Genomic DNA, 25583 nt, shown 5'->3' on the forward strand with positions numbered 1-25583 from the left:
TTTCTTTTTGATTTAAAGAATTTTTGTTTTTAAGTTTGGCAAACCGGCAACACTACCTTCAAGTACATCCCCTTTTTTAACTGGGCCAACACCTGCTGGCGTACCGGAGAAAATTAAGTCACCTGGTTCCAAGGTAAATAAGGTAGATAAATAAGCAATCGTGTCAGGAACATTCCAAATCAACTGATTGAGATCGCCCTCTTGACGAACTTCACCATTCACTAAGAGCTTAACGGCGCCTTTGGCAGGATGACCGCACTGAGTAGCTGCTGTGATCTCACCGCAAGGGGCAGATTGATCAAATGCTTTGCCGGTATCCCAAGGGCGGCCCATCTTCTTAGCCTCACCTTGAAGATCGCGCCGAGTCATATCCAGACCAACTCCGTAACCATAGACATGCTCCAAGGCTTTTTCTGCAGGGATATTTGCGCCGCCTTTACCAATAGCGACCACCATTTCAATTTCGTGGTGAACATCCTTTGATAAATTTGGGTAAGCCATGTCTTTGCCATCAGTCACAATTGAATTAGCAGGCTTCATAAAGAAGAATGGTGGCTCTCGATCAGGATCATGACCCATCTCTCGTGCATGATCGGCGTAGTTTCTACCAACGCAGTAAATACGATTCACGGCGAAGCGACGAGTATCGCCAGTCACAGGCAATGAAATTACTGCTGGGGGATCAATCACGAATGCTGAAGACATAAAAACCTTTCGAAGAATTTTAATGAATGAGTGCTTTATTTCTGATATTTAGAAGTATGACGCAATTTCAACAATAAGATGCTGAGCGCCAAGGCAAAGGTGAGAGCATTGGCCAAAATGAGGGGCCACTTTTCAATAATGAGGCCATAAACCAGCCACAAACCCACCCCCGCAGTAAATAAGGAGTACATCCCGAGGGAGATACCCGATAGGTCTTTGGTGCGCCAAGACTGTATCGCCTGCGGCAAAAAGGCAATAGTAGTCAAGAATGCGGCGCAATATCCAATAATCTCGATTTGATGGGACTCAAGGTTCATTTCTTCATTGTAATAAGGGAAATTTGCAGTTCATTGACGCAGCGCATGAATTTTTAATCTGTAGATAATAGAAAATCGTGACTCAATCCGCCATTAAAAATACAAAATGAGACAACATCTAATTAGAGGCTTTGGCCTACTCCTTTGCAGTAGCCTGATCACCACTCCACTATTGGCGCAAACCAATAGCTCTGCTATTAAAAACTATCCCGACAAACCTATTAGGCTAGTCATTCCATACCCACCAGGTGGTGCTACTGATGTGATTGGTCGCATCATAGCGCAAGAGCTCTCCAAGTCACTAAACCAGCAGGTAGTTCCCGATAATCGCGCAGGCGATAGCGGCAATATTGGTGCGGATATGGTTGCCAAGTCCCCTGCTGATGGCTATACGCTCTTAATGGGGGCTCTCACTTCACACTCTATCAACGCAAATCTTGATAAAGATAGGATTCGATACAACCTCGAAAAAGATTTCACACCAGTTGACGTGGTGGGAGTGGTACCTCTGGTGTTTGTAGTGAACCCTTCAGTCCCCGTAAAGAATATGAAAGAGTTCATTGCCTACGCAAAAGCCAACCCAGGCAAGCTCACGTTCGCATCATCTGGAGCTGGTGCGCCACAACGTCTTGCGATGGAAATGTTTCGCTATCAACTGGGCTTAGATTTATTGCATGTACCCTATAAAGGTAGTGGCCCCGCTATGACTGATCTAGTGGGCGGTCAAGTGCTTACGATGTCTGAAACAGTTCCAGCAGCTCTGCAATTTATTCAAGCCGGTCAGTTAAGGCCTTTAGCTGTGACAACCGCAAAACGCATTAGCCAATTGCCAGATGTACCAACGGTGACCGAAGCCACAGGCTTACCCAACTTTGATGTGGTGAGCATGTTTGGTATTTTGGCTCCAGCAGGAACTCCTAAGCCCATCATCGATAAACTCAGTGCGGATATCAAGGTTATTTTGCAGCGCCCTGAAGTGCAAGAACGTATGTTGGCGGCAGGTGTGTATGTGAACTATCTCTCGCCCGCAGATTCTAGCAAGCGAATTTCACATGAAATGACTATGTGGAGCAAAGTTATTAAGGACGCCAACATTAAGCCTGATTAAGGCTAATCGCGTTAATTTAATGGAATGGAAAAAATCGCTTTAAGCGTTAACGAATCCGTGCTGTTAGAGAAGCCCTTACCTACTCCAGCCTGAAAAGAAAGTGGTTTGCCTTCGTAGTACATCATCAAGAATCCCAATTGTTGGGTATTTTGGTAGTTGATGGGCTGACCAAGTTGATTCAGGTTGGAGTAATACTCTACCCCCAGCGCTAACTCAGGTGTCACCTCTCTAGATAAACGAGTTGCCGTGGAAAAATAAGGCGACTGATTTACGTAGGGTTGCGAGAGCGGCATATCTACAACCGGATTAAATGAGAAAAGCCACTCATCAAAATGCTTGCCGACAATGAAACGCATTTCACTGTTGTATCGAGATTCCTCAAACTGCGGTTGTACGTTAGCTAACTCTAGGTTTGCACCTGCAAAGAAAGAATCTCCTTTGTCTTCGCGTATTGGTAGCCATTTCATGCGGACCTTAGTCGCCGCATATTGAAACTTGTTGTCATAGTTCACATAAGAGATGTATAGGCCAGCCTCTAGATCGTGGCCTAAGCCATAAGCAAACTCTGGAGTAACCCGCACACCATTGTTATTCATCACCTCTCCTGGATAGGAGGGATTTTGAATGCCTCGGGGAGTACTGTTTAAATGCACCTCTAGACTAGCTTCACCCTTGGCATTAATTTCGTCATCGTAGACCTGAATTTCATCCTGCAGGACCGCCATACTGACAGATGGCGAGAGGGTTAATACAGTTAACAGCAGCCCCTGGATAAGTGCTGTCTTGAAGGGGCGGGCTAGCATCTGCATGATGCGTGAGTTTAACAAGAATTAGGGTTTTTTGACGCGCTCACTCCATAGCTGCCATGGGCGTTCAATGGTTTTCTCAATCGTTTCCTGCGAAGCGATGGCCTCACCAGGACTAAGGTACTGCACCTGCCCCATCTTCATTGCTTCAGACTGAATGCTTGCGTTCTGAATGGCGTATATCGTCCTAAAGACTGCTTTCTTAATGGAGTCCGCTCCCGCAGCATATCCGTGGCCGCGCATCAAAACAAAATATTGCAAACCCATAGTTTTGGATAAAGCATCACCCAAGTCTCCATTGCTAACAAACATGTCCGTATCGGGATTCGGCTTAGCAAAATTTCGGATTTCGAAAACCGGTGCACCCTCACCCAAAAAGGCACTCATGTGATAGACGGGCTTGAGTGTTGTGCCTGTTAAGCCGTATGGCAGGATAGGTGCAGCATGACCGTGAATAACCGAATTAATATCGGGGCGATTTTTCAGAATGCCGCTATGAATAAAGCGTTCACCATAAGCCACTCGTGTATCGCCGTTTAAAGCTTTGCCATTCATATCAAATTCCATGATGTCTTCAACTTTGACAACGGATGGCGCAACACTTCTTGCGAGAAAGAAGGTATTAGGATTGGCAGGGTTACGAACACTAATGTGACCATAGCCATCTACAGCATTTTGGTCATACAAAATATGATTCGCAAGAACAAGCTCTTCAATTGCTGTTTTCACTGCTGGATTTTGATCCATCTGCTCCTGAACAGTTGCGGCATGCGCTTGGGAAAAAAGCAGAATCAGAAAAGAAGCAAGGAATTGTTTTTTCATTATTCAACTTTGCCAATTTTTCTCACAACCTCACCCATCTGAGTAGATTCCTTATCCCAGTAGGTCTTAAATTCAGGCGCATCCATATATTGAATTGGACTTCTAGCTCCATTGATCACTGTGCGTACCCGCTCATCATTCGCAGCTTGTTTAGCAGCCTCACGGAGCTTATTGGTGATGTATTCAGGGGTTGCGCTGGGCACAAATAAACCAGCCCACTGAGAGAACTCAACCTTAACGCCCATCTCTTTAAAGCTAGGTACCTCGGGCATGCTAGCTAATCTGCCATCACCCCAATGGGCCAATGCACGTACTTTGCCCGCCTTAATTTGCTGAACAATGGAAGAAGGTCCAGTAGCGATCGCATCTACTTGGCCGCCCAATAAACCCACAATCGCTGGTCCTGCACCTGTATACGGAATATGAACCATGTAGAACTTTTCTGAAGACTTGAGCATCTCCATTGGTACATGCATCGTGCCGTAATTACCCGACGATCCAAAATTATATTTACCGGGATTGGCTCGCATTGCTGCCACAAAAGATTTGTAATCTTTCCATGGGCTGTCCGCCCTCACTACCAAAACCGTTGGGTCCGCTGTAAAGCGTGCGATCGGCTTAAGTTGATTGAGTTGAAAAGATTGCTCTCTTCCCACCACTTTATCTGCCTCTGGAATAATTGAAATGGACGATAAGGCCATCAAAATCGTGTAGCCATCAGGCTTTGCTCTGGCTACTGCTGCCATGCCAATGCCACCACCAGCCCCAGCTTTATTTTCTACAATCACCGGTTGACCCAAGCTACGAGAAAGTGCCTCTGCAACCGGTCTACCGACAGTATCAGCAACGCCACCCGGCGGAAATGGCACAACCATACTGATGGGCTTTGTAGGCCAGGCTTCTGGTGCTTGAGCAATGACCCCCTGAGAGGCCAAGCAAGCACATAAAAAGGCTAAGGCAGTAGCAAATGAATATTTTTGTCTCATTTTTTGTCTCAAATACGTAAATTAGTTATTATTTATGCTCTTTATCCTACTACAAGATTCATCACAATAAACAGGGGTTAACGTAGACAAAACCCCAGCCGGAGACAGTAATCATGAGATATGCCGCATTTGTTTTAGCCAAAGAGCCTACCAAAACTCGCGTTGGAATTGTGTCTGCTGATGGCACGACAGTTCAAGAGCTCGACTTAGGCGTTGACGTTAGTGAAGATGGCATTGTTGCCATTCTCAAATCTGACCTCGCAGGCAAGCTCCCAGAACCTACTTCCACGCATGCGTTTAGCGACATCCGCCTACTCGCTCCAGTACCTAGACCGCGTCGCAATATTTTCTGCGTAGGTAAAAATTATCATGAGCACGCTAAAGAATTTTCCAACAGCGGATTTGATGGCAGCGCTAAACCAGGTGAGGATATTCCAAGCCACGCAATCTTTTTCACGAAGCCGCCCGAGTGTGTAACCGGACCCAATACTAACGTCATCATCCCCACTGCCGTATCCACCTGCATTGATTACGAAGCGGAGCTCACTATTGTTATAGGCAAAGGCGGCAAAGGCATTAGCGAAGCAGATGCTATGAAGCACGTCTGGGGTTATACCGCTATCAATGATGTGACTGCGCGTGATTGGCAGCAAAGACATAAGCAATGGTTTTTAGGAAAAAGCTTTGATACCTTCTGCCCTATGGGTCCTTGGGTCGTTACAGCAGATGAAGTCGATGCCGAAAACATCCCAGTCAAGTGCTGGGTCAATGGTGAATTACGCCAAAACTCCAATACTAAAGATCTGATTTTTGACATCCCCAATATGATCGCTACGGTCTCTGCAGGCATCACCCTCTACCCAGGAGACTTGATCGCTACCGGAACTCCAGTCGGCGTTGGCATCGGCTTTAAACCTCCTAAGTACTTAGTGAACGGCGATGTTGTAGTCGTTGAGATGGGTGGTATTGGAAAGCTTGAGAATACTTTTATTGCCGAGTAAAGCAGATTAAGTGTTTAAGAAACTTTCTAGCCACTGATAAGAAAAGCTACCCTAGGGTAGCTTTTCTTTTGATAAACAAACTCTAGAGTGATCAAGCCAACGTGAACTTTAAATCTCCAAGTTTTTCTACTGAACTTACGATCTTATCGCCCTTCTTCAGCCATACCTGCTTGTCCTTTGGCATACCAGCAATAACGCCTTGCGGTGTACCAGTGAAAACAATATCTCCCGGCTCTAATGTCCAGTAAGTGCTGATGTAAGACAACATTTTTTGGGTATTGTGAATAAAGTCGGAAGTATTTGAGTTCTGACGCAACTCACCATTCACCCAAGTCTTTACGTCAAGCTTATTAGGGTCACCCACTAAGTCAGAAGTAACAAAGTAAGGTCCAATTGGTGCGTATTGGTCCAAGGTCTTACCAATCATCCATTGCCCACTTGGCAATTCCAGTTGCAAATCACGTGATGAGAAATCATTTGAGGTGCAATAACCTGCCACATAATCCAAAGCAGCCGATTCAGGAACATTGCGCATCTGCTTGCCGACAACAATCAACAACTCAGTTTCATAATCTAGTTTATAAGAAACCGATGGCGGTGGAATTTGCAATAAACAGTTATGAGCCGTAAGACTATTGTTGTACTTATTGAATAGCGGCGGTACTCGTGGGCGAGCCATACCAACCTCATCCGCATGCGCACGGTAATTTAAGCCAACGCAAACAATCTTTCCAGGGTTTTTAAACAGGCGCCCGAAAGTAATGTCCGATTCATTTAAATAAGGCACGCCAGATTTATCAGCGCTTGCTACTACCTTATTAAATCCCGCAGCATTACCCTCTTGCAATAATTGATCCAAGGTAGTCGGTGCTGCAATCTTCATTTTTTTAGCTACGGCACGAATATCGATAACACCTTTTGGGGTAACTACACCCAAGGTTTCTGTTCCATCCGCATTTTGGATCGAGAGAATTTTGCTGTTTTTCACCATTTCACGTGGACCGGTGTAAACCTCCCCTCCCCATACTGAGGTGGGATGTGCTGAAGCCTCTTTCATTACACCCATAGTAGAGGCAGCTACTAAACCGGCCCCAGCAGCTGAAGCAGTCTTCATAAATTGGCGACGTGAACTCATCTATATCTCCTTGTTTTGTTATCTATTTTTTAACTACAACAAGAATACTACCGCACCCTTTTATGCGGTGCCGCAGCAAATATAGATGTCAGCAGGCTTAACCCAGACCTAGATAAATAGCTAAGTGATAGGTAATAAAGGAGGCGATATAGGCCAAGGCAAATAAGTAGCTCAGCATGATGATCGGAATCTTCCAGCCACCCGTCTCGCGCTTTACTGCAGCAATGGTGGACAAACATTGAGGGGCAAATACAAACCAGGCCAATAGAGATAAAGCTGTGGCTAAGGACCAGCCATTGGAGATTAAGGGAATCAGCGCATCAGCTGCGTCGACACTCGAGCTAGATAGCGCATAAACCGTTGCCAGTGAGCTAACCACAACTTCACGGGCTGCCATACCTGGCACTAGAGCAATACTGATCTGCCAGTTAAATCCAATTGGTGAAAACACATGCGCTAATGCCTGCCCCATCATTCCAGCAAAGCTGTATTGAATCGGTGATCCTGTTGCGCCCTCGGGCGGGAATGGAAAGCTAGATAACACCCACAAACCAATAGTCATCAGCAAAATAATTCCGCCAACACGGCGCAAAAAGATTTCTGCTCTTTGCCACAAGCTAATAGCTAGATTGCCTAAGCGAGGCAAGTGATAGCTTGGCAACTCCATCATGAGCGCGTTCATCCTAAATTGCTCACTCGTAAAGCGCTTCAGAATCCAGGCTACTGCCATCGCCCCCAAAATTCCAGCGAGATAAAGCAAGAATAAAACTAGGCCTTGTAAATCAATGCCCGCCCATAGCTTTTGCTCTGGAATGAATGCTGATATCAATAAGGCATATACCGGTAGACGTGCAGAACAAGTCATCATGGGTGCAATCAGAATCGTCACCATGCGATCACGCGCATTAGAGATGCTTCTGGTGGCCATAATTCCGGGGATGGCACAGGCAAAACTGGAGAGAAGTGGAATGAATGATCTGCCTGATAAGCCGACAGAACCCATCACTCTATCTAGCAAATAAGCAGCCCTTGGAAGATAGCCCGACTCTTCTAGCAAAAGAATAAAGAAGAACAAAATCAGAATTTGCGGCAAGAAAATCACCACGCCACCTAAACCTGCCAAGATTCCATTGATCAATAGACTACGTATCCATCCATTGGGCAATACTTCGACGATCTGATCACCCAGAAAGTCTACTGCGGATTTAATCAGGTCCATGGGTACCGTAGCCCAACTGAACACAGCCTGAAAAATACAAAAGAGTAAGGCCACCAAAATGATGGGGCCAAAAACTGGATGGAGTAATACCGCATCTAAACGATCGCTCAATTGATCGGGAATGATTTGATCTAGCTTGAGGTTTTGCAGAATTCGTTGAACTTGAATATTGTCAGATTCAGTATGGGCAATATGAGAGGCAACATTCTCTAGGGTCGCATCACTAGTACCTGTGCGCAATCCATTGAGATTACGCCAGTCCAGATTCGATAAGAACTGCTTGATTTCATCAGCGCCATCAGACTGAATGCCAATACTAGTGAGCACCGGCAAACCCAATTCACTTGAAAGTGCGGCAGTGTCTATATGCAGGCCTTGACGCTTAGCAATATCAAGCATATTGAGTACTACGATACAAGGCAGCCCCAAGCGCTTTGCAGCAAGTACTAAACGCAAGTTACGACGCAAATTCATGGCGCTCAATACGCAAATCACCAGGTCAGGACGTTTTTCACCTTCAGCTCGACCAAGCAATACGTTGCAGGTCACACGCTCATCTAAGGATCTTGGATACAAGCTATAAGCGCCAGGCAAATCCAGTATGCGAATATTTTTTCCGGACTCGAGCGATAGGCGCCCTTCTTTGCGCTCAACAGTAACGCCTGAATAGTTCGCCACCTTTTGACGACTGCCAGTCAGCAAATTGAATAATGCCGTTTTTCCACAATTGGGATTACCCAATAAAGCTACGAGTGGCTCACTCGAGAAAAAGTGAACTTTAGATTCAGGCATGTGAAATAGCATCGACCGTGATCATGCGAGCTTCGGCTTGACGCAATGCGAATGTGGAAGCTCCGACGCGAACCATATATGGACCTTTACCAAGCAAACCTTTGCGCAGAAGAGTCACCTGTTCACCAGGTAAAAATCCAATATCTTCTAGCTGCCCTTTAATTTGAGGGGCACCCTTAGGCGCGTTAACCGCGCTCACTCGGTAAAGAACTTCCAAATCAACCTGGTCCAAATGCATGGAGGATTGTCACTTTTATCAATAAATAGGAACGATTCTCATTATATACCTTATACTTGAGAATGGTTCTCATTTATGAAAAATACTTATACAAAACAGTTACTTATCAGCATTTTCTTGTTGTTAAATTTGACAAATATTGCCTATGGAGCAAGCAACGATATCCAGATTTCAATTAAAAATGGGCGATTTTTACCATCAGAGATTGATATCCCCGCCGATACCAAAGTAAAACTCACGATTGAAAACCTGGATGACACTCCAGAGGAATTTGAAAGCTACGACCTCAACAGAGAGGTATTAATCAAAGCCAAAAGCAAAGCCTCTTTCTACATCGGACCCTTAAGTCCTGGTGTCTATAAATTTGAAGGCGAATTTAGTCCGGAAACTGCTCAAGGTGTGGTGAGGGTTAAATGATGATGAGAAACAATTTAATGCAAGGCTTGTGTTGCCTAGCCCTTCTCTCTGCCAGCCCCTTGGTTCATGCTGGTGAATACTTAAGTGGGCCAGCAGATTACATCTACACCCCAAGAGTGGAAGAGGGTGAAAGAGAGATAGACACGAAGTTTGGAACCCAGACTCCCAGAAGCGGTGAAGACAATAGACAATCAGGCGCTTCTATTGGTTTCGGTTATGGCGTGAACTCCTGGTGGTTCACTGAGATTTATGGAAAAGCTATTTGGGATGGGACCAACTCTCAATTTGATGCGGTGGTATGGGAGAACAAATTTCAACTAACGGAGACTGGAAAATACCCAGTGGACATCGGCTTCTTGCTTGAGTTGGAGCGTCCTCAAAATCGTAATGAAGGCTATGAAGCCAAGTACGGCTTCTTATTTCAAAGTGAATGGAAAAAGTGGGTCGCCAATCTCAACTTCTTGATGCAAGGACATTACACGGGCACCGAAAATCAGGGGACCTATTTCGGCTACCAGGGCCAGGTGAAGTACCGCCTTCAACCAGAGCTGGAGCTTGGAGCTCAGATTTACTCTTGGCTAGGACAGGTCAATAGCTGGAACACCAATGAACAACAACAATCTAGTGCGGGGCCAGCCATTTTTGGAAAAACTAAACTGGGCCGCAAGGAAGCCTTGAAATACAACGTAGCCTACCTTTGGGGGACTACCACGGCATCACCAAAAAACACCATCAGAATGCAGGTGGAGTACGAATTTTAAGAACATGAGCTCAATCTCTGCTATGTTCTTACTAAATACAACCTTTTACCCACTCCGCTTAGTCTCTTATGTACCTACCAAAACATTTTTTAGTTGAAGATCAAGCGGTATTAGCCCAGCTTATTTCTGAATATCCTTTGGCGACTATTGTTGCGAATCTGGATGGCCATTTTGAAATCAACCACCTACCACTCATGTTGAGCGCCGACAAAACCAAGCTTTACGGACATGTCGCCAGAATGAATCCACTCGTTAAAGTTGCGAGCAGTAACAAGACATCTGTTACAGCAATCTTTAATGGGCCAAATGCATATGTGACCCCATCTTGGTATCCATCAAAACAAGAGAGTGGAAAAGTGGTGCCTACGTGGAACTATGCTGCGGTTCATGCAGAAGGTAGCATTAAGTTAATTGAGGATGCACAGTGGTTAAGAAGTCATGTATCACAAATGACCAATATTCACGAACCAACCTATCAATCTAACTGGAAGTTAGACGATGCTCCAGAAGAGTACGTACAAATGATGCTCAAGGCCATTATTGGTATCGAGATTGAGATCAGTAGCTTGGTTGGTAAATTCAAGCTAAGCCAGAACCGGCCGGCCGAAGACTATGAAGCAGTAGTAGAGCAACTAGCGAAGTCGCCGCAAGAAGCTTTACAAGAGATGCTGAAGTACATGAGAGCACCCAAGTAATTAGCTACTAAGGCGTGGTGTATCCATACCTTTGCAAAATGGATTTGGCTTGGGGTCCCTGCATAAAGCGATACATATCCACTGATTCTTGGGGCGCACCTTTTATTAGCACCATGCGCTGCTTAATGGGCTCGTATAACTTAGCGTCGACCAAAAGGAGGCTAGTTTCTTTTGCGACCTCTGGAGATTTGGCCAAAGATAAGGCAGTAAAACCAATATCTGCCGCACCGCTCACCACATATGTTGTAGCTACGCCAATGTTGTCTCCATAGACAAGCTTGTCTTTAGCCAGATCCCATAGGCCTTCTGCCTTGAGATAATCAACCGCAGCTTTACCATAAGGAGCGAGCTCTGGCTTAGCAATTGCCACTTTGTTTGTTTGTGCAATTGCCCGAGCAATTTCTGTCTTGCTGTCAGCCAAACGAATCCCAGATGAGGTTTTGGCAATTAAGGCAAGCTTACCAATCGCATATGTAGCGCCCTCATCTACCGTCTTACCATTCTTAAATAGCTCCAACGGAAAATGCTCATCTGCCGCAATAAAAAGATTGAATGGAGCGCCGTTCATGATTTGCGCCGCGAAGTTACCGGATGAGCCATAGACCACTCTCATCTCTGCTTTACCGCTAGCCTTAAAGGCAACCATAATCTCGTTAAAAGCATCTTTCATATTGGCAGCAACGGCAACAGTTGAGGTCTGCGCAAAGGCAAGATTGGTAAATAAAAGCAGCGATGCGAATAGGGAAATCGGGCGAATAAACATGATTGAGTTAATTCTAGCGGATAGAAATAAAAAACCACCCCGAAGGGTGGTTATCGATGCTTAGAAACCTGATCAACCAAGCAACTTTAAAGCGCTTAAGAAGGTTTTATAGACACCCCAAGCAAGTGGTATGCCTACAAATGCCCACGCCAAAATGACTGTCAAAGTAGAGGTATGCTCATGGCCAGCTTCCCCTTTAACAATCGATCCCATTGCCTTTTCATGGGCAAGACGCTTTTCTTCTGCTAATTCAGCATCAGTCATAAACCACTTATCTGCAACTGGGCGAATCATCAAATTAGCAATCAAGCCGATAACTAACATACCTACAAGGATGTACATCGTCTGGTTGTACACCTGACTCTTCGCAATTCCAAGACTTAGTTGATAGTCACGCATGTAGTTCACAATCACTGGACCCAGGATACCTGCTGTAGACCAAGCAGTTAACAATCGACCATGAATTGCGCCTACGTTTTGAGTACCAAACAAGTCAGCAAGATAAGCAGGGACAGTAGCAAAGGCTCCACCATACATACTTAAGATAATGCAGAAGGCACCAACGAAGAGAACCAAACTACCTGCAGCAGCACTAGAGGGAATGCTGAAATACAACACCCCACCTAATATGAAAAATATGCTGTAAGTTAATTTACGACCCAACTTATCTGACAAGCTGGCCCAGAAGAAACGGCCGACAATATTAAACAAGCTCAGCAGCGCAGTAAAGCCAGCGGCAATACCAGCAATCGCTACTAACTGACCCTTATCGAGCTCGCCAAATTTCAATGCATTACCAATTAAGCTACCAGCAAAAATTTCTTGGAGCATTGGAGATGCCATGCCAATCACACCAATGCCAGCAGAAACGTTCATAGTTAGCACAATCCAAACCAACCAAAATTGAGGAATACCCCAGATTTTCTTAACACTAACGCTGCGTGTAGTGATCATCGCCTTAGATGTATCAGCAACAGGAGGTGTCCAACCAGCAGGCTTCCAATCGCTCGCCGGCACGCGATAGCTCATTGCGCCAATCATCATGTAGATGAAATAGATCACACCCATCACCACGAATGTTTGTGCCACACCGACACTAGTAGGCGTTGCAAAGTTCTTCATGAGCATTGCGGCCAATGGTGAGCCAATCATTGCGCCACCGCCAAAGCCCATAATGGCCATGCCAGTTGCCATTCCGCGACGGTCTGGGAACCACTTAATCAAGGTTGAAACTGGTGAGATGTAGCCCAGCCCCAAGCCGATACCTCCAATCACACCTGAGCCGAGAATCATCATCCAGAATTGATGGAGATAAATACCCCAGGCAGAAAAGAGCATGCCACCAGCCCAACAACAAGCCGCTACAACACCCGCTTTGCGTGGACCCGCGCGCTCTAACCAGCCGCCCCAAATAGCAGCAGAGATACCAAGGAACACGAAAAATAATGTATACATCCAACCTAAGGTCGAAATTTGCCAGTCACAAGTAGTTGTGAAAAGTTGCGCAAAGAAGCCAACATCGGCAGCACATTTAATTGCCTCAGTACCGCCTAGTGAAACACCCAATGCCTTAGATAGCGGTAACCAGAACACTGAGAAGCCATACGCCATACCAATACACAGGTGAATAGCTAACGCCGCCGGTGGCACAAGCCAGCGATTAAAGCCTGGCCCTGCAATCGTTCTTTCTTTATCTAATAGATGAAACATGTTGCCTCCTATTTATAGTTATATTTACTACACAGTAGCTACTTCTTTACGTTACAACCAACCCTCAATTTGTCGATTAAGGCCTACAGCCTTATATCCAGGCGTATCTCCCGAATAGCTTCTTATCTTCCTGATTAATTTGGAGGCCTCTGATTGAGCAACCATCTCCCTATGCATGGCGATGAAAAATAACTCATCTTTAAGCGGTATAAACCCCAAACCATTTTCAATAGCAATATTTTTCACGCCCAAACCTACATCAGCCTTGTCGGCCAAAATAGCATTCGCAACCGCTGAATGAGTGAACTCTTCATGCAGATAGCCATTCACTTCAGAAGGATCAATACCCCCCTCTATCAGCAGACCATCAAGTAGTAGCCTTGTGCCGGAGCCGATCTGACGATTGATAAAGCGAATTTTTGGATTCACCAAATCATAGAGAGCAGAGATGCGGAGGGGGTTTCCTTTTTTCACCAGCAAGCCTTGTGTGCGCTTCATGACAGGATATATTTGAATATCATTTTTTGACAAGCGATGATGAATAGCCTTTGAGCTTCGCTCATCTGATACATGGTATCCGGCAATATGAGCTTCGTTACTCAGAAGCTTTTCAAGGGACTCTCCCGAACCAGCAATCTTCAAATCGAAGCCTTTAATCTCTGCGGCGGCCCTTTGAATGATGGAATCACTGCTAGAGAGAAACTTCCATTTTCTACTATCAGTCTTTTGAATCTTTTTGATTTCTTTAAGTAAGGTATCTTGATATGCGCTTCCATGCTCAACATACCCCGCTTGCATCTCATCAATAAACTCAATTAAAAACTCGCCGAGTTTTGTTAACTTTGAGCCATGTCCTTTGGTCCTCGTAATGAGTGGCATGCCAAGCTCAGCCTCAACATCATTCATCTTGCCCCAGGCGCTTCGATAAGAGGTGCTGGATTTTTTACTTGCTGAAATTAACGAGTTACCGCGACCGATATCCCTTAACAGCTGAGACAGCCAAACCAAATCAATAGGGACCCCGCCTTTGGCTTGATTATTTAATACTAAGGTTGGTCTAACTTCAATTTGCATATGTAATTGATTGCATATTCAAGTGGTAATTATTATGCGATGATATTACCTTAATACATTACTCGGTGCACGCCCATGAAAAAATCAATCCGCAACCTACTTCTAGCGACCCTAACGGGCATTGCCCTCAACGGCACACAGGCTGTCGCTCAAGAAAAAAGCATTGTGGTCTCCTCCACTACCTCTACCGAGCAATCCGGTCTGTTCAATTACATACTCCCCATCTTTAAGATGAAGACTGGTATTGAGGTGAAGGTTGTGGCTGTTGGAACTGGGCAGGCATTAGATATTGGCCGCCGTGGTGATGCTGATGTCGTTTTTGTTCATGACAAACCTGCCGAAGAGAAGTTTGTTGAAGAAGGCTTTTCTACTAAGCGTTACGAAGTGATGTACAACGACTTTATACTCATTGGACCTAAAGCAGATCCCGCAAAAATCGGTGGTGGCAAAGATATTCAAGTCGCACTCCAAAAAATTGCTACTGCACAAGCTCCTTTTGTATCACGTGCAGATAAAAGTGGCACACATGCTGCAGAGCTTCGCTACTGGAAAGGTGCGGGTATTTCTCCTTCCTCTAACCAACCCTGGTACAAAGAAACAGGTTCAGGTATGGGTCCTGCCCTCAACACCGCCTCCGCTATGAATGGCTACATTTTGGCTGACCGCGGCACCTGGCTGAGCTTTAAGAATCGTGGCGATCTTGCGATCCTAGTTCAAGGCGACCCAAAGCTATTTAATCAATATGGTGTTATGTTGGTTAATCCAGCCAAGTTCCCTCATGTGAAAAAAGTACAGGGTCAAGAATTTATTGATTGGCTCATCTCTAAGAATGGGCAGGACGTCATTGCTAGCTACAAAATTGATGGCGAGCAGCTTTTCTTTCCGAACGCTAAAAAATAATCTAGCCCCATCAAACAAAAAGCCCGCATTTGCGGGCTTTTTTACAACCGTCCTACTGACCAGTTATATGCTACTTAGTATTGATTACTTCTTTGGTGTTACGAAACCAATAGCTGTGTCGTCAACAAACTCAACCATCACGTCATCACCAGCTTTGAACTTCTCAAGACCAAGAACAGATGGATCTACTTTTACTTTTTGCTTCTCGCCACTTGGCAATGTGAAGCTCACAATACGTGTCTTTTGATCAATGGTTGAGATCTTTACAGTTGCATAAACAGTTTCAGTTGTCTCTTCAAATGGCTTAGTAGCGCCTTTGCCAGCGATCACTACAGAGCGAACGCCTGAAACACCTGGTTTTTGATCTTTACCAACAGCAGTTAAGCCAACAGCAACTGCCTGCGCATGCTCAACCAAGAACACGTCGCCCTTTTTAACTTTATCTAAATCATTTACTGACTTAGCGACGTTCATCTGCGCCAAATTGCCGTTAGCATCTTTCAATACAACGATACGCTTCTTTGCATCTACTGAATCAACGGTTGCGCTCAAAACGACAACATCAGCAGCTAAAGGCAACATCTTTGCAGGAAGCTGTGCAAAAACAGAGCTTGCAAAGGTCACACCTACTACGGCAAACAAACCGGCTAATAAAGATTTCTTCAAGATAACTCCTAGTTGAGTAAAAGGTTACGGATGGGCCCAATACAGAGCCACAATTCATTGTAACCATGGAATGGGGCGCTTTTTGTACGGTTTCGAACCATGCTTATATTCACGTTTATTTGGTAAATTGGGTGGGAATTAGCGCTTGGAGGCATTTGGAATCTTGGAAATATTAATAAAACCCTGGAAAGAGGCTGAAGTAGAGGCCTTTTTGGTGCGCCAGGAGGTATTCGTAAGGGAGCAAAAGGTCCCAGCCGAGCTCGAATTGGACGAATTTGACCCCTTTGCAGCACATGCCCTAGCCTATCTAGAAGCATGTTGTATTGGCACTGGAAGACTGGTAGATCTAGGCGGTGGGATATCTCAAATTGGACGCATGGCCATCTTGGCCCAATTCAGAAATCAGGGCATAGGGCTGCAAATTCTAGAGAAATTGACTGACTTAGCAAAAAGCCAAGGGGCAAAATCGATTGTGTTGCACTCCCAAGTGGTTGCCATCCCCTTCTATGAAAAGCTAGGCTTTAAACCAGAAGGCCCCATATATGATGAGGCAGGTATGCCCCACCGTAATATGATTCTTATATTGCCAAACTAGCTTACCAATCGATGACAACTATCCACAATCCAAACCCTGCCGTATTTACTTATACCCATCGAGTCTGCTACTCAGATACAGATGCAGCAGGTTTTGTCTATCACGGACGTTATCTCGAGATTTTTGAACGTAGTCGCGCAGAATGGCTTGCCCAAAAAGGCTTAAGCCCTACCAAACTCGAGAATGAATTTAATATGGTGATGCCGTTGCGCGAACTCACAATGAACTTCTATAAACCAGGGCGTCTAGATGACTTGCTTTACATAGATCAAGTGATTGAACATCGCGGACGCACTCAGGTGAGTGTTAAACAGACTGCGCAAAGAAAGCTCCCTGATAGCGAAGAATTCCAAGTTATTGCAAGCGCCGTGCTACATATCGTTTGCGTTGATACCAACACACTTAAGCCTAAGGCATGGCCTGATTGTGTATTCCAAGACGAGTAATGTAAGTAATGGAGCAAAAAATGTCTGATGGTAAATTACTGACCTTCGTTAAAGAGCTTAGCTTGCTGCTTGAACAAAAGCCAAGTGAAGAGATCGTCTTTACTGAAGGCAAGAAAATACTAGAGAAACTGATTGCAGTAGATGATTGGCTGCCAGAAGAGTTCACTAAACCGCACCCGCAGCACTACCAGCAATATCTTCTCTATGCAGACCCATTGGATCGATTCTCTGTGGTGAGTTTCGTGTGGGGTCCGGGGCAAAAAACACCACTACACAATCACACCGTTTGGGGAATGATTGGTCAATTACGTGGTGAAGAAACGGGCACCCCCTACTATCGCCAAGCAGATTCCAGTTTCAAGGCAGGCAATGCATGTGTCAGCCTGCCTGGGAACGTTGATACCGTATCACCCGATACGCATGACATTCATGTGGTCGAGAATAGTTTGAGCGACAAAACCTCAATCAGCATTCACGTGTATGGTGGCAATATCGGCCGCATTCATCGCTCGGTATTTGATCCTGCAACTGGTGCAGAAAAGTCATTTGTATCCGGTTATGCGAATAGGGTCGTACCAAACCTCTGGAATCCAGCGTAATTCTCTAATTATCTGGCTTTTGGAGTTGATGACTTAAAATAGAGGCTCTTACTGCAAACGCTCTAGCGTGGCAGCTCACCCCATTGGCCGGGATAGTCGTTTAATTGAATACGGGTCAATACTTTATTGGTCCCTATGTTATTTACAGATCTTGGTTTATCAGAACCCATTCTTCGTGCTATTGCTGAAGAAGGCTACACCAGCCCTACCCCAATTCAAGCAAAATCGATTCCTGCCGTTTTAAAAGGCGGCGATCTTTTAGCTGCCGCACAAACCGGCACAGGAAAAACGGCTGGCTTCACGCTTCCAATTCTGCAACGTTTAAGCAGCACCCCTAAATCTAGTGGCAAAAGATTATTACGAGTTTTGATCTTGACCCCTACTCGTGAGTTAGCTGCTCAAGTCCAAGAGTCTGTTGTCACTTATGGAAAATATACTGGCTTAAAATCCACTGTGATTTTTGGCGGAGTTGGCGCTAATCCGCAAATCAAAGCCATTGCTGGCGGTCTCGATATATTGGTAGCTACGCCAGGTCGACTACTTGACCTCATGTCACAAAATTGCGTATCACTTAACGACATTGAGATTTTGGTTTTAGATGAAGCTGATCGCATGCTCGATATGGGCTTCTTACGAGATATTAAAAAGATCTTGGCCGCCTTACCTAAGAAGCGTCAGAATCTTTTGTTCTCGGCAACCTTCTCTACCGAAATTAAACAATTAGCAGACGGCTTGCTCAATTCGCCTGAGTTGATTGAGGTGGCTCGTAGTAATAGCACCAACGAAGCAATTGCCCAGTTGATTCATCCGGTTGATAGAACAAATAAGCACCCTTTATTGGCGCACCTCATCAAGAGTAACGATTGGAAGCAGGTACTGGTTTTTACCCGTACTAAGCATGGTGCGAATAAGTTAGTAACCCAATTAGAAAAAGATGGCATTACGAGTATGGCCATTCATGGCAATAAAAGCCAAAGCGCTCGTACCAAAGCATTGGCTGATTTCAAGGCAGGTAAGTTAACCGCATTGGTTGCTACCGATATTGCTGCACGTGGCATCGATATTGACCAGCTCCCTCATGTAGTGAACTACGACCTTCCAAATGTTTCTGAAGATTACGTACATCGCATTGGACGTACCGGTCGCGCAGGATCAAATGGCGTAGCAGTTTCCCTAGTGTGCGTTGATGAACATCAAATGCTCAGGGATATTGAAAAACTCATTAAACAAAAGTTACCACAAGAGGTGATTGCCGGCTTTGAACCAGATCCAAATGCCGTGGCGCAACCGATTCAGCTGCGCAGTCAGCAACACCAGCAATCTCGCAAGCCAAGGCCCGCTGGGACAACTGGAGCTCCAGCAAGGAAGGCTCCTGCCAAGCGCAGTAGCTCACCTAAAAGAAGTTTTAATCGTTAATTAATTCTTTAAAATACTAAGCTTATTTTTTATAACTACCCCACTAATCTAATATGACTACATCACGCCGCTCAGCCATCAAAACCATTGTTGGCGCATTAGCATTACCAACCCTCAGCCCAATTGCTTCTGTATTTGCTCAATCTTCACTCGAGTGGACTACATACGAGATCGTGACTGAAGTCAATTTAGAGTCACCTAAGGGCATCGCACAGAGTTGGGTTCCATTACCCCTCATTTTGGATACGGATTATTTCCGCACTATCGCCATCCGCTCAGAAGCGAGCGATCCTAAAGCGACAACCCAAATGTATGAGACGCCGGATAAGCAAGCGCGCATGGTTTGGACTAAATGGGACGCTGCAGCAACCACTCATAGCGTCAAAGTTTCTATCTTGGTAAGCACTCGTAATCGCAACCTAGAACTCTCAGCGCCAGATCCAGCACTCAAGCTCTCCAAAGCTGATCAACGCTTTTGGACTCGCCCTACTAAATACCTCCCTACCGATGGCATTGTGAAAACTAAAGCGCAAGAGGCGCTTGCCAAATTGCCAGCCAACGCTAGTGATGTTGATAAAGCCAAAGCAATCTATAACTGGGTGGTGGATAACACCCATCGTGACCCAAAAACACGTGGTTGCGGTCAAGGCGATGTCAAGCTCATGCTCGAAACCAATAACCTTGGCGGCAAATGCGCTGATATCAACGCCGTTTTTGTAGCGCTAGCGCGTTCAGCCGGTTTACCAGCGCGTGATGTCTATGGCATTCGCATTGCCGATTCTGCGCGCGGCTACAAGAGCTTAGGTAAGTCAGGTGATATTACTAAAGCACAACATTGCCGTGCTGAGTTTTATGCATCAGGTTATGGTTGGGTGCCGGTTGATCCAGCCGACGTTCGCAAGGTAATCCTTGAGGAAACTGGTGGTCTAGCTGTGACTGATCCAAAAGTGATCGCCATTCGTGATTATCTCTTTGGTAATTGGGAAATGAACTGGATGGCCTATAACTATGACCATGACATCACATTGCCAGGCTCCAAGCTCGGCAGTAAAGCTGATATTCCATTCTTAATGTATCCACAAGCTGAAAATAACGAAGGTCGCTTTGATTCTCTTGACCCGGATAACTTTAAGTACAAAATTACCAGCAGACGTATTGCCTAACGTTTCATTAAGAAATTTGATGAAGTTATTTATGTATAAGCCAGCCCGAGAATTTTCTCTTGTGCTGGCATTTTCTTTTCTGACCTTATTTAGCCTTTCAGCTAGAGCAGAGTGGCGTGCGCCAGCTCAGTTGGGTCTGCCATCAACAGCCCCATCTCTACAGCTAAATAATCTCTCTGGTAAATCAGTAGATCTATCCAGCCTCAAGGGTAAGGTTGTTGTGGTGAACTTTTGGGCTAGCTGGTGCGAACCTTGCCGCGAAGAATTTGAAGAGCTTATTCAGCTACAGGAAAACTACAGCTCCAAAGGACTTATAGTTTTGGCGGTGAATCTTGCTGAAATGAAGCCGCGTGTCATGCAGTTTTTAAAAGGTAATGGTCTCCCTGAAAACAGTCTTGAAATCCTACTTGATCGCAATAGCACCGCCTACAAGTCCTGGAAAGCCCGTGGATTACCAACCACTTTTCTTGTTAGCAAAAGCGGCAAAATTGAAGGAGTTTGGATTGGTGCTATCGAGAATGTTGATAGCAACGAGGTCAAGGGGAGAATAGAATCTCTGCTACGCCAATAAACAGACTCCGTTCTGCATCTGATACTCTCACTATATGAATACCGTGAACACAGAAAATTTCCCTACCGAACCGCGTCTTACCTCCCTTTCTCACGGTGGGGGCTGCGGCTGCAAAATTGCTCCCGGCGTTCTTTCTGAAATCCTTCAGAACGTACCTCAACTGCCCTTTCCAAAAGAGTTACTCATTGGCATTGAAACCTCTGATGATGCCGCTGTTTATCAGATTAATGAGTCTCAAGCAATCGTAGCCACAACGGATTTTTTCATGCCGATTGTGGATGATCCGTTTGATTTCGGAAAAATTGCCGCTACGAATGCGATCAGCGATATCTATGCAATGGGTGGCACACCCCTATTCGCACTTGCATTAGTCGGCATGCCGATTAAGGTCTTATCCAATAAAACTATTGCCCGAATTCTAGAGGGTGGCGCTGAAGCTTGTCGTAGCGCCGGCATTCCTATTGCTGGTGGTCATACGATTGACTCTGTAGAACCTATATACGGACTGGTAGCCATTGGTATTGTGGATCCTAAGCGCGTGAAAAGTAATGCTAGCGCCAAACCGGGAGACGTACTGATTCTCGGCAAACCTCTAGGTGTCGGTGTTTTATCTGCCGCGCTGAAAAAAGATCTTTTGGGGCCAGATGGCTATCGAGAGATGATCTCCAATACTACTAAGCTGAATTCTGCCGGCCCTGATTTAGCCAAACTAGCTGGCGTACATGCATTAACAGATGTGACTGGCTTTGGATTAGCTGGCCATACTTTAGAACTCGCACGAGGCTCCAACTGCACAGCGCATATTGACTGGAGCCAAGTGCCCCTGCTATCTAATGTTCAAATGCTGGCTGATGATGGCGTTATTACCGGCGCATCAGATCGTAACTGGCTTAGCTATGGCGATGAAGTAGGCATTCCTGCAGATTTCACACTAGCTCAACGTGCTTTATTGACCGATCCCCAAACCAGTGGCGGCTTATTGGTATCTTGCAGCCCTGAGAGCGTTAAAGAGGTGTTGGATATCTTCAATCAACATCAGCTCCTTGGCGCCCGCGTCATTGGCCAAATGAGCAAGCTTCAAGGAAAGCCCCTGGTTGTTTCTTAGGACAACTCTTAATTTAATTTTTTAAATTAAATACGCTTGAGAAATCTAGCTGGCCATTACCTGCTTTGCTATGACTCTCATAAAGCTGTTGCGCTAATTTCCCAAGAGGAACACTAGCATCTAGATCTTCTGCATTCTCAACTGCCAGCCCCATGTCTTTGAGCATGAGATCCACGCCAAAACCACCAGCGTAACCTTTTGAAGATGGCACGTTTTCCATGACGCCTGGACAAGGGTTATATAACTCCAAAGCCCAGTTGCGACCCGAACTCTTAGACATGATGTCAGAAAGAACTTTGGGGTCCAGGCCATTAGCAATACCTAATCGCAGCGCCTCACTCGTCCCCAGCATCTGAATACCTAAAAGCATGTTGTTGCAGACTTTGACAGTCTGCCCCGCTCCATTGCCTCCAGCGTGAAAGATGTTCTTGCCCATCGCCTCCAACAAAGGACGCGCGCACTCAACAGCACTCGTTTCCCCGCCGACCATAAACGTTAAAGTGCCCGATTGCGCGCCTGCAGTTCCACCCGAGACTGGCGCATCAACCATGGCAAACCCTTTTGCCTTAGCGGCAGCAGCAACGGTTTGTGCTGCCTTTGGTGAAATCGTTGAGCAATCAATAAGCAACGTTTTAGGGTTCGCGCTTGCCAACAAACCGGCATCACCAATATACAAACCCTCCACATGACGAGAGGCGGGCAGCATGCTGATCAAAACATCGACATCTTTTGCGGTGTCGTTTGCATTTGCTGCAACGCTACCTCCTGCAGCTGCAAAAACATCAAGCTGACTGTTTACCAAATCGAAGCCTGTAACTTGATGTCCTGCTTTTAATAAGTTCAGGGCCATCGGCAAGCCCATATTGCCAAGTCCAATAAATCCGATTTTCATATCGATCCCAATTTCTTAATATTGTTTATTGTTTTCTAGAAGCGAGATATTTGACGCCCTCAGGCCCATAGGACTCGGAATGCACTTCTTTCAATCCCAGCTCAAATACATCACCAGCTTTGTAGGTCCCGCTCTCCCCATGTATGACGATATCGATACTGCCTTCAATTACTAGCGCCTTCACTTCAAAAGGATGCTCGTGATTACCAAGCTCTCCATTAGGAACTTGCTGAACCTCTACCGGCTCAGGAAATCCTTCCTGCTCAAGTAACCGTTGAAATTGCTCTGTATTCATGGTCTAACTATAGCGTGGATATACTCTCTTAGCATGAGGTCATTTATATAAAAAGTCATGATGGTGAAAGTCATTGGGCTGATGGAGCTAATGGATCGAAGCGCTAGCAACTATTCGCAGCCAGGCAATGAAACTCACTTTGTTTAGCATTGCTATCTAAGCGCAGCACTGAAAGTACAAGCCCCCAATAAAAAAGCCTAGCTCGTAAAAGCCAGGCTTATCAATCAGTCTGGAGTGAGAATTACTTCTTGGCTTCCATCGCCTCTTTAGCAGCAGTGATTTCTTTGCGGCGCTCCTTGCAGGCACCGGCAATTTCTTGCAAGGCTTTACGTGCGCGAGCAGCAGATGCCTTAATACCTTTTTCAATAAATTTTTCGTTTTCAGCTTTGTAAGCTTCAAAAGCAGCCAACAATGTATCGTGTTGTGACATCTCGTCTCCTATTAACAAATGAATATTTATACTGACAGCCCGGTCAGTATATCCCCATAAAAACCATAGAAAATCGCCCCCTAAATCAGGGATAACTCTTATATTTGCGGGTTAATTCAAAATAGCCTTATTGAACCAAAATTACCTAAAAAGGTTAAAAATCCCCAGAAAATCGCCTTTGTCGCCTATTTGCCGCCTTATTGGGCTGTCCGCTTACCCCAAAATGAGCGCTTGGCCGCTCTTTTAACTGGCCTGCGGCTCTCCATGGACAGTCTTTGGTAAAGGCATTCTGACCTCCAATAATTCAATGAAGAGTCAGATTAAAAGATAATGACTCCATAAAAGATCCTAGAGACGGTATGACCATTCAAACTAAAAATCATTCATTCGTTCGCAACAAACTTCTTAATAAAGAAGAAATTGCATTTTTAGATGTCCGCGAGGAAGATCCTCATGCGCAAGAGCATCCCCTCTTTGCCGCAAACCTGCCTCTTTCCAGGGTAGAGATTGATGCTTACGCAAAGCTACCAAAGAAAAACGTACCTATCGTCACCCTTGATGATGGTGAAGGTTTTGCTCAATTAGCTGCGCAACGCTTAATCAATCTTGGGTACACCGATGTATCGGTTTTTGAGGGAGGTGTTCAAGGCTGGAAAGCAGCTGGCGGTGAAGTATTTAAAGATGTGAATGTTCCCAGTAAATCATTTGGTGAGTTTGTAGAATCCAAGGTCCATACCCCCTCTTTATCAGCGCAAGAAGTAAAACAATTAATCGATAACAAAGAAGATGTCGTTGTTGTTGATGTACGCCGCTTTGATGAATACAACACTATGAGTATTCCAACCGGTATTAGCGTTCCAGGCGCAGAGCTAGTTTTGCGTCTCCCAGAATTAGCGCCTAACCCAAAGACAAAAGTGATTGTGAACTGCGCCGGTAGAACTCGCAGCATTATTGGCACGCAGTCGCTAATTAATGCCGGCATTCCAAACGAAGTCAATGCGCTACGTAATGGCACGATTGGCTGGACGCTTGCTGGTCAAGAATTGGATAAAGGGCAAAGCAGAAAGTTTCAGGAAGTGAGTGACGGCACAAGAAATGGGGCGGCAATTCGCGCTCGTAGCGTTGCTGATCGTGCAGGGGTAAAGCGCGCTAGCCTCAGCGATGTGCAGACATGGAAAACGCAATCTGATCGAACGACTTATTTCTTTGATACGCGCACTCCAGAAGAATATGAAGCAGGTCATCTTCCTGGCTTTAGATCGGTACCTGGTGGACAGCTTGTACAGGAAACGGAGATGGTTTCTCCAGTTCGTGGCGCACGGGTAGTGTTGGTAGACCCCAGTGGCGGCGGAGTACGCGCCAATATGCCCGCATCTTGGTTAGCGCAAATGGCTTGGGATATCTATGTTCTTGATGGAGTCAATGCCTCCGATCTCACAGAAAAAGGTATTTGGAAGGCGCCCCTACCCGCTCTTCCAACCATTGAAAGCGTAGATGCCGCAACCGTTTCCAATTGGCTTAAGAGTGATAGCAATACGATTGCAATTGATTTCAGCACCCATGCTAACTATGTTAAAGGACACGTCCCTGGAAGTTGGTATGCCCTTCGATCACAAATGGCAGAAGCAATGAAAAAAATTCCTCAGGTAGATCGCTATGTCATTACCAGTACACCAGCTGAATTAAGCCTCTTTGCTGCTCAGGAAGTACAAGCATTGACTGAAGCCGAGGTACTCGTTTTAGAGGGCGGCAATACTGCCTGGGTAAAAGCAGGATTTGAGTTGGAGAAAGGTCCGAGTCATTTAGCCTCGCCTCCCCTGGATCGCTATAAGCGCCCCTATGAAGGCACTAGCGTAGATCCTGCAGCGATGCAGGCATATCTTGATTGGGAGTTTGGTTTAGTGGAACAACTAGGCAAGGACGGAACCCATCACTTCTGGGTTCTCTAAGTCCTTG

The 25583-nt window shown here is 45.5% G+C and carries 29 protein-coding genes; 14 read left to right on the top strand and 15 right to left on the bottom strand.

The genetic code is table 11. The features are described 5' to 3' along the window. Positions 1-12: 12 nt before the first annotated feature. Together ICN40_RS03240 and ICN40_RS03245 are read right to left on the bottom strand one after the other, a co-directional pair. On the bottom strand, positions 13-705 hold the full coding sequence (locus tag ICN40_RS03240; protein WP_216242158.1) for a fumarylacetoacetate hydrolase family protein: 693 nt from the start codon (positions 703-705) through the stop codon (positions 13-15). Between the two features lie 35 nt (positions 706-740). Beyond that, on the bottom strand, positions 741-1022 hold the full coding sequence (locus ICN40_RS03245; RefSeq protein ID WP_216121897.1) for a SemiSWEET transporter: 282 nt from the start codon (positions 1020-1022) through the stop codon (positions 741-743). Positions 1023-1128: 106 nt separating this feature from the next. Here ICN40_RS03245 and ICN40_RS03250 point away from each other — a divergent pair, with 106 nt between their 5' ends. After that, positions 1129-2130, top strand: coding sequence for a tripartite tricarboxylate transporter substrate binding protein (locus tag ICN40_RS03250; RefSeq protein WP_216242160.1), 1002 nt, complete (start codon positions 1129-1131; stop codon positions 2128-2130). A gap of 11 nt (positions 2131-2141) precedes the next feature. Here ICN40_RS03250 and ICN40_RS03255 read toward each other — a convergent pair whose 3' ends face one another. The 3 genes from ICN40_RS03255 to ICN40_RS03265 are packed head-to-tail and all read right to left on the bottom strand — an operon-like array spanning position 2142 to position 4744. Next, complete coding sequence (locus ICN40_RS03255) at positions 2142-2939, bottom strand: transporter (protein WP_072582538.1); 798 nt, start codon at positions 2937-2939, stop codon at positions 2142-2144. 21 nt (positions 2940-2960) lie between these two features. Next, complete coding sequence (locus ICN40_RS03260) at positions 2961-3758, bottom strand: class II aldolase/adducin family protein (RefSeq protein ID WP_216242163.1); 798 nt, start codon at positions 3756-3758, stop codon at positions 2961-2963. Then, positions 3758-4744 carry a tripartite tricarboxylate transporter substrate binding protein gene (locus ICN40_RS03265; RefSeq protein ID WP_216242164.1) on the bottom strand — a complete coding sequence of 329 codons (987 nt, stop codon included), beginning with the start codon at positions 4742-4744 and terminating at the stop codon, positions 3758-3760. Before ICN40_RS03265 ends, ICN40_RS03260 begins: the two co-directional genes overlap by 1 nt. A gap of 113 nt (positions 4745-4857) precedes the next feature. Here ICN40_RS03265 and ICN40_RS03270 point away from each other — a divergent pair, with 113 nt between their 5' ends. Next, positions 4858-5745, top strand: coding sequence for a fumarylacetoacetate hydrolase family protein (locus ICN40_RS03270; RefSeq protein WP_072582128.1), 888 nt, complete (start codon positions 4858-4860; stop codon positions 5743-5745). A 91-nt stretch (positions 5746-5836) separates the two neighbouring features. On the opposite strand, the gene ICN40_RS03275 is transcribed toward ICN40_RS03270, so the two are convergent. From ICN40_RS03275 to ICN40_RS03285, 3 genes are all read right to left on the bottom strand, one after another. Further along, complete coding sequence (locus tag ICN40_RS03275) at positions 5837-6880, bottom strand: fumarylacetoacetate hydrolase family protein (protein ID WP_216242167.1); 1044 nt, start codon at positions 6878-6880, stop codon at positions 5837-5839. A 97-nt stretch (positions 6881-6977) separates the two neighbouring features. Next, positions 6978-8891: a ferrous iron transporter B gene (locus ICN40_RS03280; protein WP_216121885.1), complete on the bottom strand. Its 1914-nt coding sequence runs from the start codon at positions 8889-8891 to the stop codon at positions 6978-6980. Next, the gene (locus ICN40_RS03285) at positions 8884-9129 is read right to left on the bottom strand and encodes a FeoA family protein (protein ID WP_072582926.1); all 246 of its coding nucleotides are present in this window, start codon (positions 9127-9129) and stop codon (positions 8884-8886) included. The genes ICN40_RS03280 and ICN40_RS03285 overlap by 8 nt, the downstream gene beginning before the upstream one ends. Positions 9130-9204: 75 nt before the next feature. On the opposite strand from ICN40_RS03285, the gene ICN40_RS03290 reads away from it, so the two are divergent. The 3 genes from ICN40_RS03290 (at position 9205) to ICN40_RS03300 (ending at position 11002) form a co-directional block, all read left to right on the top strand. Further along, the gene (locus ICN40_RS03290) at positions 9205-9546 is read left to right on the top strand and encodes a cupredoxin domain-containing protein (RefSeq protein WP_072582927.1); all 342 of its coding nucleotides are present in this window, start codon (positions 9205-9207) and stop codon (positions 9544-9546) included. Beyond that, positions 9543-10307 (top strand): hypothetical protein, encoded by a 765-nt coding sequence (locus tag ICN40_RS03295; RefSeq protein ID WP_216242169.1) that lies wholly within the window; start codon positions 9543-9545, stop codon positions 10305-10307. The genes ICN40_RS03290 and ICN40_RS03295 overlap by 4 nt, the downstream gene beginning before the upstream one ends. A 68-nt stretch (positions 10308-10375) precedes the next feature. After that, the gene (locus ICN40_RS03300) at positions 10376-11002 is read left to right on the top strand and encodes an FMN-binding negative transcriptional regulator (RefSeq protein ID WP_072582928.1); all 627 of its coding nucleotides are present in this window, start codon (positions 10376-10378) and stop codon (positions 11000-11002) included. 7 nt (positions 11003-11009) lie between these two features. Here ICN40_RS03300 and modA read toward each other — a convergent pair whose 3' ends face one another. The 3 genes from modA to ICN40_RS03315 form a co-directional block, all read right to left on the bottom strand. Then, positions 11010-11765 (bottom strand): molybdate ABC transporter substrate-binding protein, encoded by a 756-nt coding sequence (gene modA / locus ICN40_RS03305; RefSeq protein ID WP_216242171.1) that lies wholly within the window; start codon positions 11763-11765, stop codon positions 11010-11012. A gap of 72 nt (positions 11766-11837) precedes the next feature. Next, positions 11838-13475, bottom strand: a complete 1638-nt coding sequence (locus ICN40_RS03310) for an OFA family MFS transporter (RefSeq protein ID WP_215321794.1) — start codon at positions 13473-13475, stop codon at positions 11838-11840. 51 nt (positions 13476-13526) lie between these two features. Further along, positions 13527-14549: a substrate-binding domain-containing protein gene (locus ICN40_RS03315; protein ID WP_216242172.1), complete on the bottom strand. Its 1023-nt coding sequence runs from the start codon at positions 14547-14549 to the stop codon at positions 13527-13529. 75 nt (positions 14550-14624) lie between these two features. Here ICN40_RS03315 and ICN40_RS03320 point away from each other — a divergent pair, with 75 nt between their 5' ends. Continuing rightward, positions 14625-15449 (top strand): substrate-binding domain-containing protein, encoded by an 825-nt coding sequence (locus ICN40_RS03320; protein ID WP_216242174.1) that lies wholly within the window; start codon positions 14625-14627, stop codon positions 15447-15449. An 84-nt stretch (positions 15450-15533) separates the two neighbouring features. Here ICN40_RS03320 and ICN40_RS03325 read toward each other — a convergent pair whose 3' ends face one another. Further along, positions 15534-16115: a hypothetical protein gene (locus ICN40_RS03325; RefSeq protein ID WP_072582930.1), complete on the bottom strand. Its 582-nt coding sequence runs from the start codon at positions 16113-16115 to the stop codon at positions 15534-15536. Between the two features lie 163 nt (positions 16116-16278). On the opposite strand from ICN40_RS03325, the gene ICN40_RS03330 reads away from it, so the two are divergent. From ICN40_RS03330 to selD, 7 genes are all read left to right on the top strand, one after another. Further along, the gene (locus ICN40_RS03330) at positions 16279-16710 is read left to right on the top strand and encodes a GNAT family N-acetyltransferase (RefSeq protein WP_237767745.1); all 432 of its coding nucleotides are present in this window, start codon (positions 16279-16281) and stop codon (positions 16708-16710) included. 11 nt (positions 16711-16721) lie between these two features. Further along, the gene (locus ICN40_RS03335; RefSeq protein ID WP_072582931.1) at positions 16722-17156 is read left to right on the top strand and encodes a YbgC/FadM family acyl-CoA thioesterase; all 435 of its coding nucleotides are present in this window, start codon (positions 16722-16724) and stop codon (positions 17154-17156) included. A gap of 20 nt (positions 17157-17176) precedes the next feature. Next, on the top strand, positions 17177-17755 hold the full coding sequence (locus tag ICN40_RS03340; protein ID WP_216242176.1) for a hypothetical protein: 579 nt from the start codon (positions 17177-17179) through the stop codon (positions 17753-17755). A gap of 135 nt (positions 17756-17890) precedes the next feature. After that, positions 17891-19171, top strand: coding sequence for a DEAD/DEAH box helicase (locus ICN40_RS03345; protein WP_216242177.1), 1281 nt, complete (start codon positions 17891-17893; stop codon positions 19169-19171). A gap of 53 nt (positions 19172-19224) precedes the next feature. Continuing rightward, positions 19225-20334: a transglutaminase family protein gene (locus tag ICN40_RS03350; protein ID WP_072582933.1), complete on the top strand. Its 1110-nt coding sequence runs from the start codon at positions 19225-19227 to the stop codon at positions 20332-20334. A 19-nt stretch (positions 20335-20353) separates the two neighbouring features. Then, entirely contained in the window at positions 20354-20905 is a 552-nt protein-coding gene (locus ICN40_RS03355; protein ID WP_216121873.1) for a TlpA disulfide reductase family protein, read from the top strand. A gap of 34 nt (positions 20906-20939) precedes the next feature. Then, positions 20940-22010 (top strand): selenide, water dikinase SelD, encoded by a 1071-nt coding sequence (gene selD / locus ICN40_RS03360; protein WP_216242179.1) that lies wholly within the window; start codon positions 20940-20942, stop codon positions 22008-22010. Between the two features lie 13 nt (positions 22011-22023). Here the strand turns inward: selD and mmsB are convergent, their stop codons facing one another. The 3 genes from mmsB to ICN40_RS03375 all read right to left on the bottom strand — a co-directional run bounded on the left by mmsB (position 22024) and on the right by ICN40_RS03375 (position 23627). Further along, entirely contained in the window at positions 22024-22902 is an 879-nt protein-coding gene (gene mmsB, locus ICN40_RS03365) for a 3-hydroxyisobutyrate dehydrogenase (RefSeq protein WP_072582935.1), read from the bottom strand. A 25-nt stretch (positions 22903-22927) separates the two neighbouring features. Beyond that, positions 22928-23197, bottom strand: a complete 270-nt coding sequence (locus tag ICN40_RS03370) for a cupin (protein ID WP_216121870.1) — start codon at positions 23195-23197, stop codon at positions 22928-22930. Between the two features lie 241 nt (positions 23198-23438). After that, a complete protein-coding gene (locus ICN40_RS03375) occupies positions 23439-23627 on the bottom strand; it encodes a hypothetical protein (RefSeq protein ID WP_072582937.1) in 189 nt (62 codons plus the stop codon). Positions 23628-23986: 359 nt separating this feature from the next. On the opposite strand from ICN40_RS03375, the gene ICN40_RS03380 reads away from it, so the two are divergent. Next, complete coding sequence (locus tag ICN40_RS03380) at positions 23987-25576, top strand: rhodanese homology domain-containing protein (RefSeq protein WP_216242181.1); 1590 nt, start codon at positions 23987-23989, stop codon at positions 25574-25576. Positions 25577-25583 lie beyond the last annotated feature (7 nt).

This window comes from Polynucleobacter sp. Fuers-14, assembly GCF_018882045.1.
Taxonomy (GTDB): domain Bacteria; phylum Pseudomonadota; class Gammaproteobacteria; order Burkholderiales; family Burkholderiaceae; genus Polynucleobacter.

Bases quoted from the DNA above. Each gene is read 5' to 3' on its own strand.
- ICN40_RS03250 (WP_216242160.1), top strand. From the start codon at position 1,129: ATGAGACAACATCTAATTAGAGGCTTTGGCCTACTCCTTTGCAGTAGC.
- selD (WP_216242179.1), top strand. From the start codon at position 20,940: ATGAATACCGTGAACACAGAAAATTTCCCTACCGAACCGCGTCTTACC.
- ICN40_RS03255 (WP_072582538.1), bottom strand. From the start codon at position 2,939: ATGCAGATGCTAGCCCGCCCCTTCAAGACAGCACTTATCCAGGGGCTG.
- ICN40_RS03300 (WP_072582928.1), top strand. From the start codon at position 10,376: ATGTACCTACCAAAACATTTTTTAGTTGAAGATCAAGCGGTATTAGCC.
- ICN40_RS03380 (WP_216242181.1), top strand. From the start codon at position 23,987: ATGACCATTCAAACTAAAAATCATTCATTCGTTCGCAACAAACTTCTT.
- ICN40_RS03350 (WP_072582933.1), top strand. From the start codon at position 19,225: ATGACTACATCACGCCGCTCAGCCATCAAAACCATTGTTGGCGCATTA.
- ICN40_RS03240 (WP_216242158.1), bottom strand. From the start codon at position 705: ATGTCTTCAGCATTCGTGATTGATCCCCCAGCAGTAATTTCATTGCCT.
- ICN40_RS03340 (WP_216242176.1), top strand. From the start codon at position 17,177: ATGTCTGATGGTAAATTACTGACCTTCGTTAAAGAGCTTAGCTTGCTG.
- ICN40_RS03345 (WP_216242177.1), top strand. From the start codon at position 17,891: ATGTTATTTACAGATCTTGGTTTATCAGAACCCATTCTTCGTGCTATT.
- ICN40_RS03355 (WP_216121873.1), top strand. From the start codon at position 20,354: ATGAAGTTATTTATGTATAAGCCAGCCCGAGAATTTTCTCTTGTGCTG.
- ICN40_RS03265 (WP_216242164.1), bottom strand. From the start codon at position 4,744: ATGAGACAAAAATATTCATTTGCTACTGCCTTAGCCTTTTTATGTGCT.
- ICN40_RS03280 (WP_216121885.1), bottom strand. From the start codon at position 8,891: ATGCCTGAATCTAAAGTTCACTTTTTCTCGAGTGAGCCACTCGTAGCT.
- modA (WP_216242171.1), bottom strand. From the start codon at position 11,765: ATGTTTATTCGCCCGATTTCCCTATTCGCATCGCTGCTTTTATTTACC.
- mmsB (WP_072582935.1), bottom strand. From the start codon at position 22,902: ATGAAAATCGGATTTATTGGACTTGGCAATATGGGCTTGCCGATGGCC.
- ICN40_RS03295 (WP_216242169.1), top strand. From the start codon at position 9,543: ATGATGATGAGAAACAATTTAATGCAAGGCTTGTGTTGCCTAGCCCTT.
- ICN40_RS03370 (WP_216121870.1), bottom strand. From the start codon at position 23,197: ATGAATACAGAGCAATTTCAACGGTTACTTGAGCAGGAAGGATTTCCT.
- ICN40_RS03290 (WP_072582927.1), top strand. From the start codon at position 9,205: ATGAAAAATACTTATACAAAACAGTTACTTATCAGCATTTTCTTGTTG.
- ICN40_RS03270 (WP_072582128.1), top strand. From the start codon at position 4,858: ATGAGATATGCCGCATTTGTTTTAGCCAAAGAGCCTACCAAAACTCGC.
- ICN40_RS03260 (WP_216242163.1), bottom strand. From the start codon at position 3,758: ATGAAAAAACAATTCCTTGCTTCTTTTCTGATTCTGCTTTTTTCCCAA.
- ICN40_RS03375 (WP_072582937.1), bottom strand. From the start codon at position 23,627: ATGTCACAACACGATACATTGTTGGCTGCTTTTGAAGCTTACAAAGCT.
- ICN40_RS03315 (WP_216242172.1), bottom strand. From the start codon at position 14,549: ATGCAAATTGAAGTTAGACCAACCTTAGTATTAAATAATCAAGCCAAA.
- ICN40_RS03335 (WP_072582931.1), top strand. From the start codon at position 16,722: ATGACAACTATCCACAATCCAAACCCTGCCGTATTTACTTATACCCAT.
- ICN40_RS03245 (WP_216121897.1), bottom strand. From the start codon at position 1,022: ATGAACCTTGAGTCCCATCAAATCGAGATTATTGGATATTGCGCCGCA.
- ICN40_RS03310 (WP_215321794.1), bottom strand. From the start codon at position 13,475: ATGTTTCATCTATTAGATAAAGAAAGAACGATTGCAGGGCCAGGCTTT.
- ICN40_RS03275 (WP_216242167.1), bottom strand. From the start codon at position 6,880: ATGAGTTCACGTCGCCAATTTATGAAGACTGCTTCAGCTGCTGGGGCC.
- ICN40_RS03285 (WP_072582926.1), bottom strand. From the start codon at position 9,129: ATGCATTTGGACCAGGTTGATTTGGAAGTTCTTTACCGAGTGAGCGCG.
- ICN40_RS03320 (WP_216242174.1), top strand. From the start codon at position 14,625: ATGAAAAAATCAATCCGCAACCTACTTCTAGCGACCCTAACGGGCATT.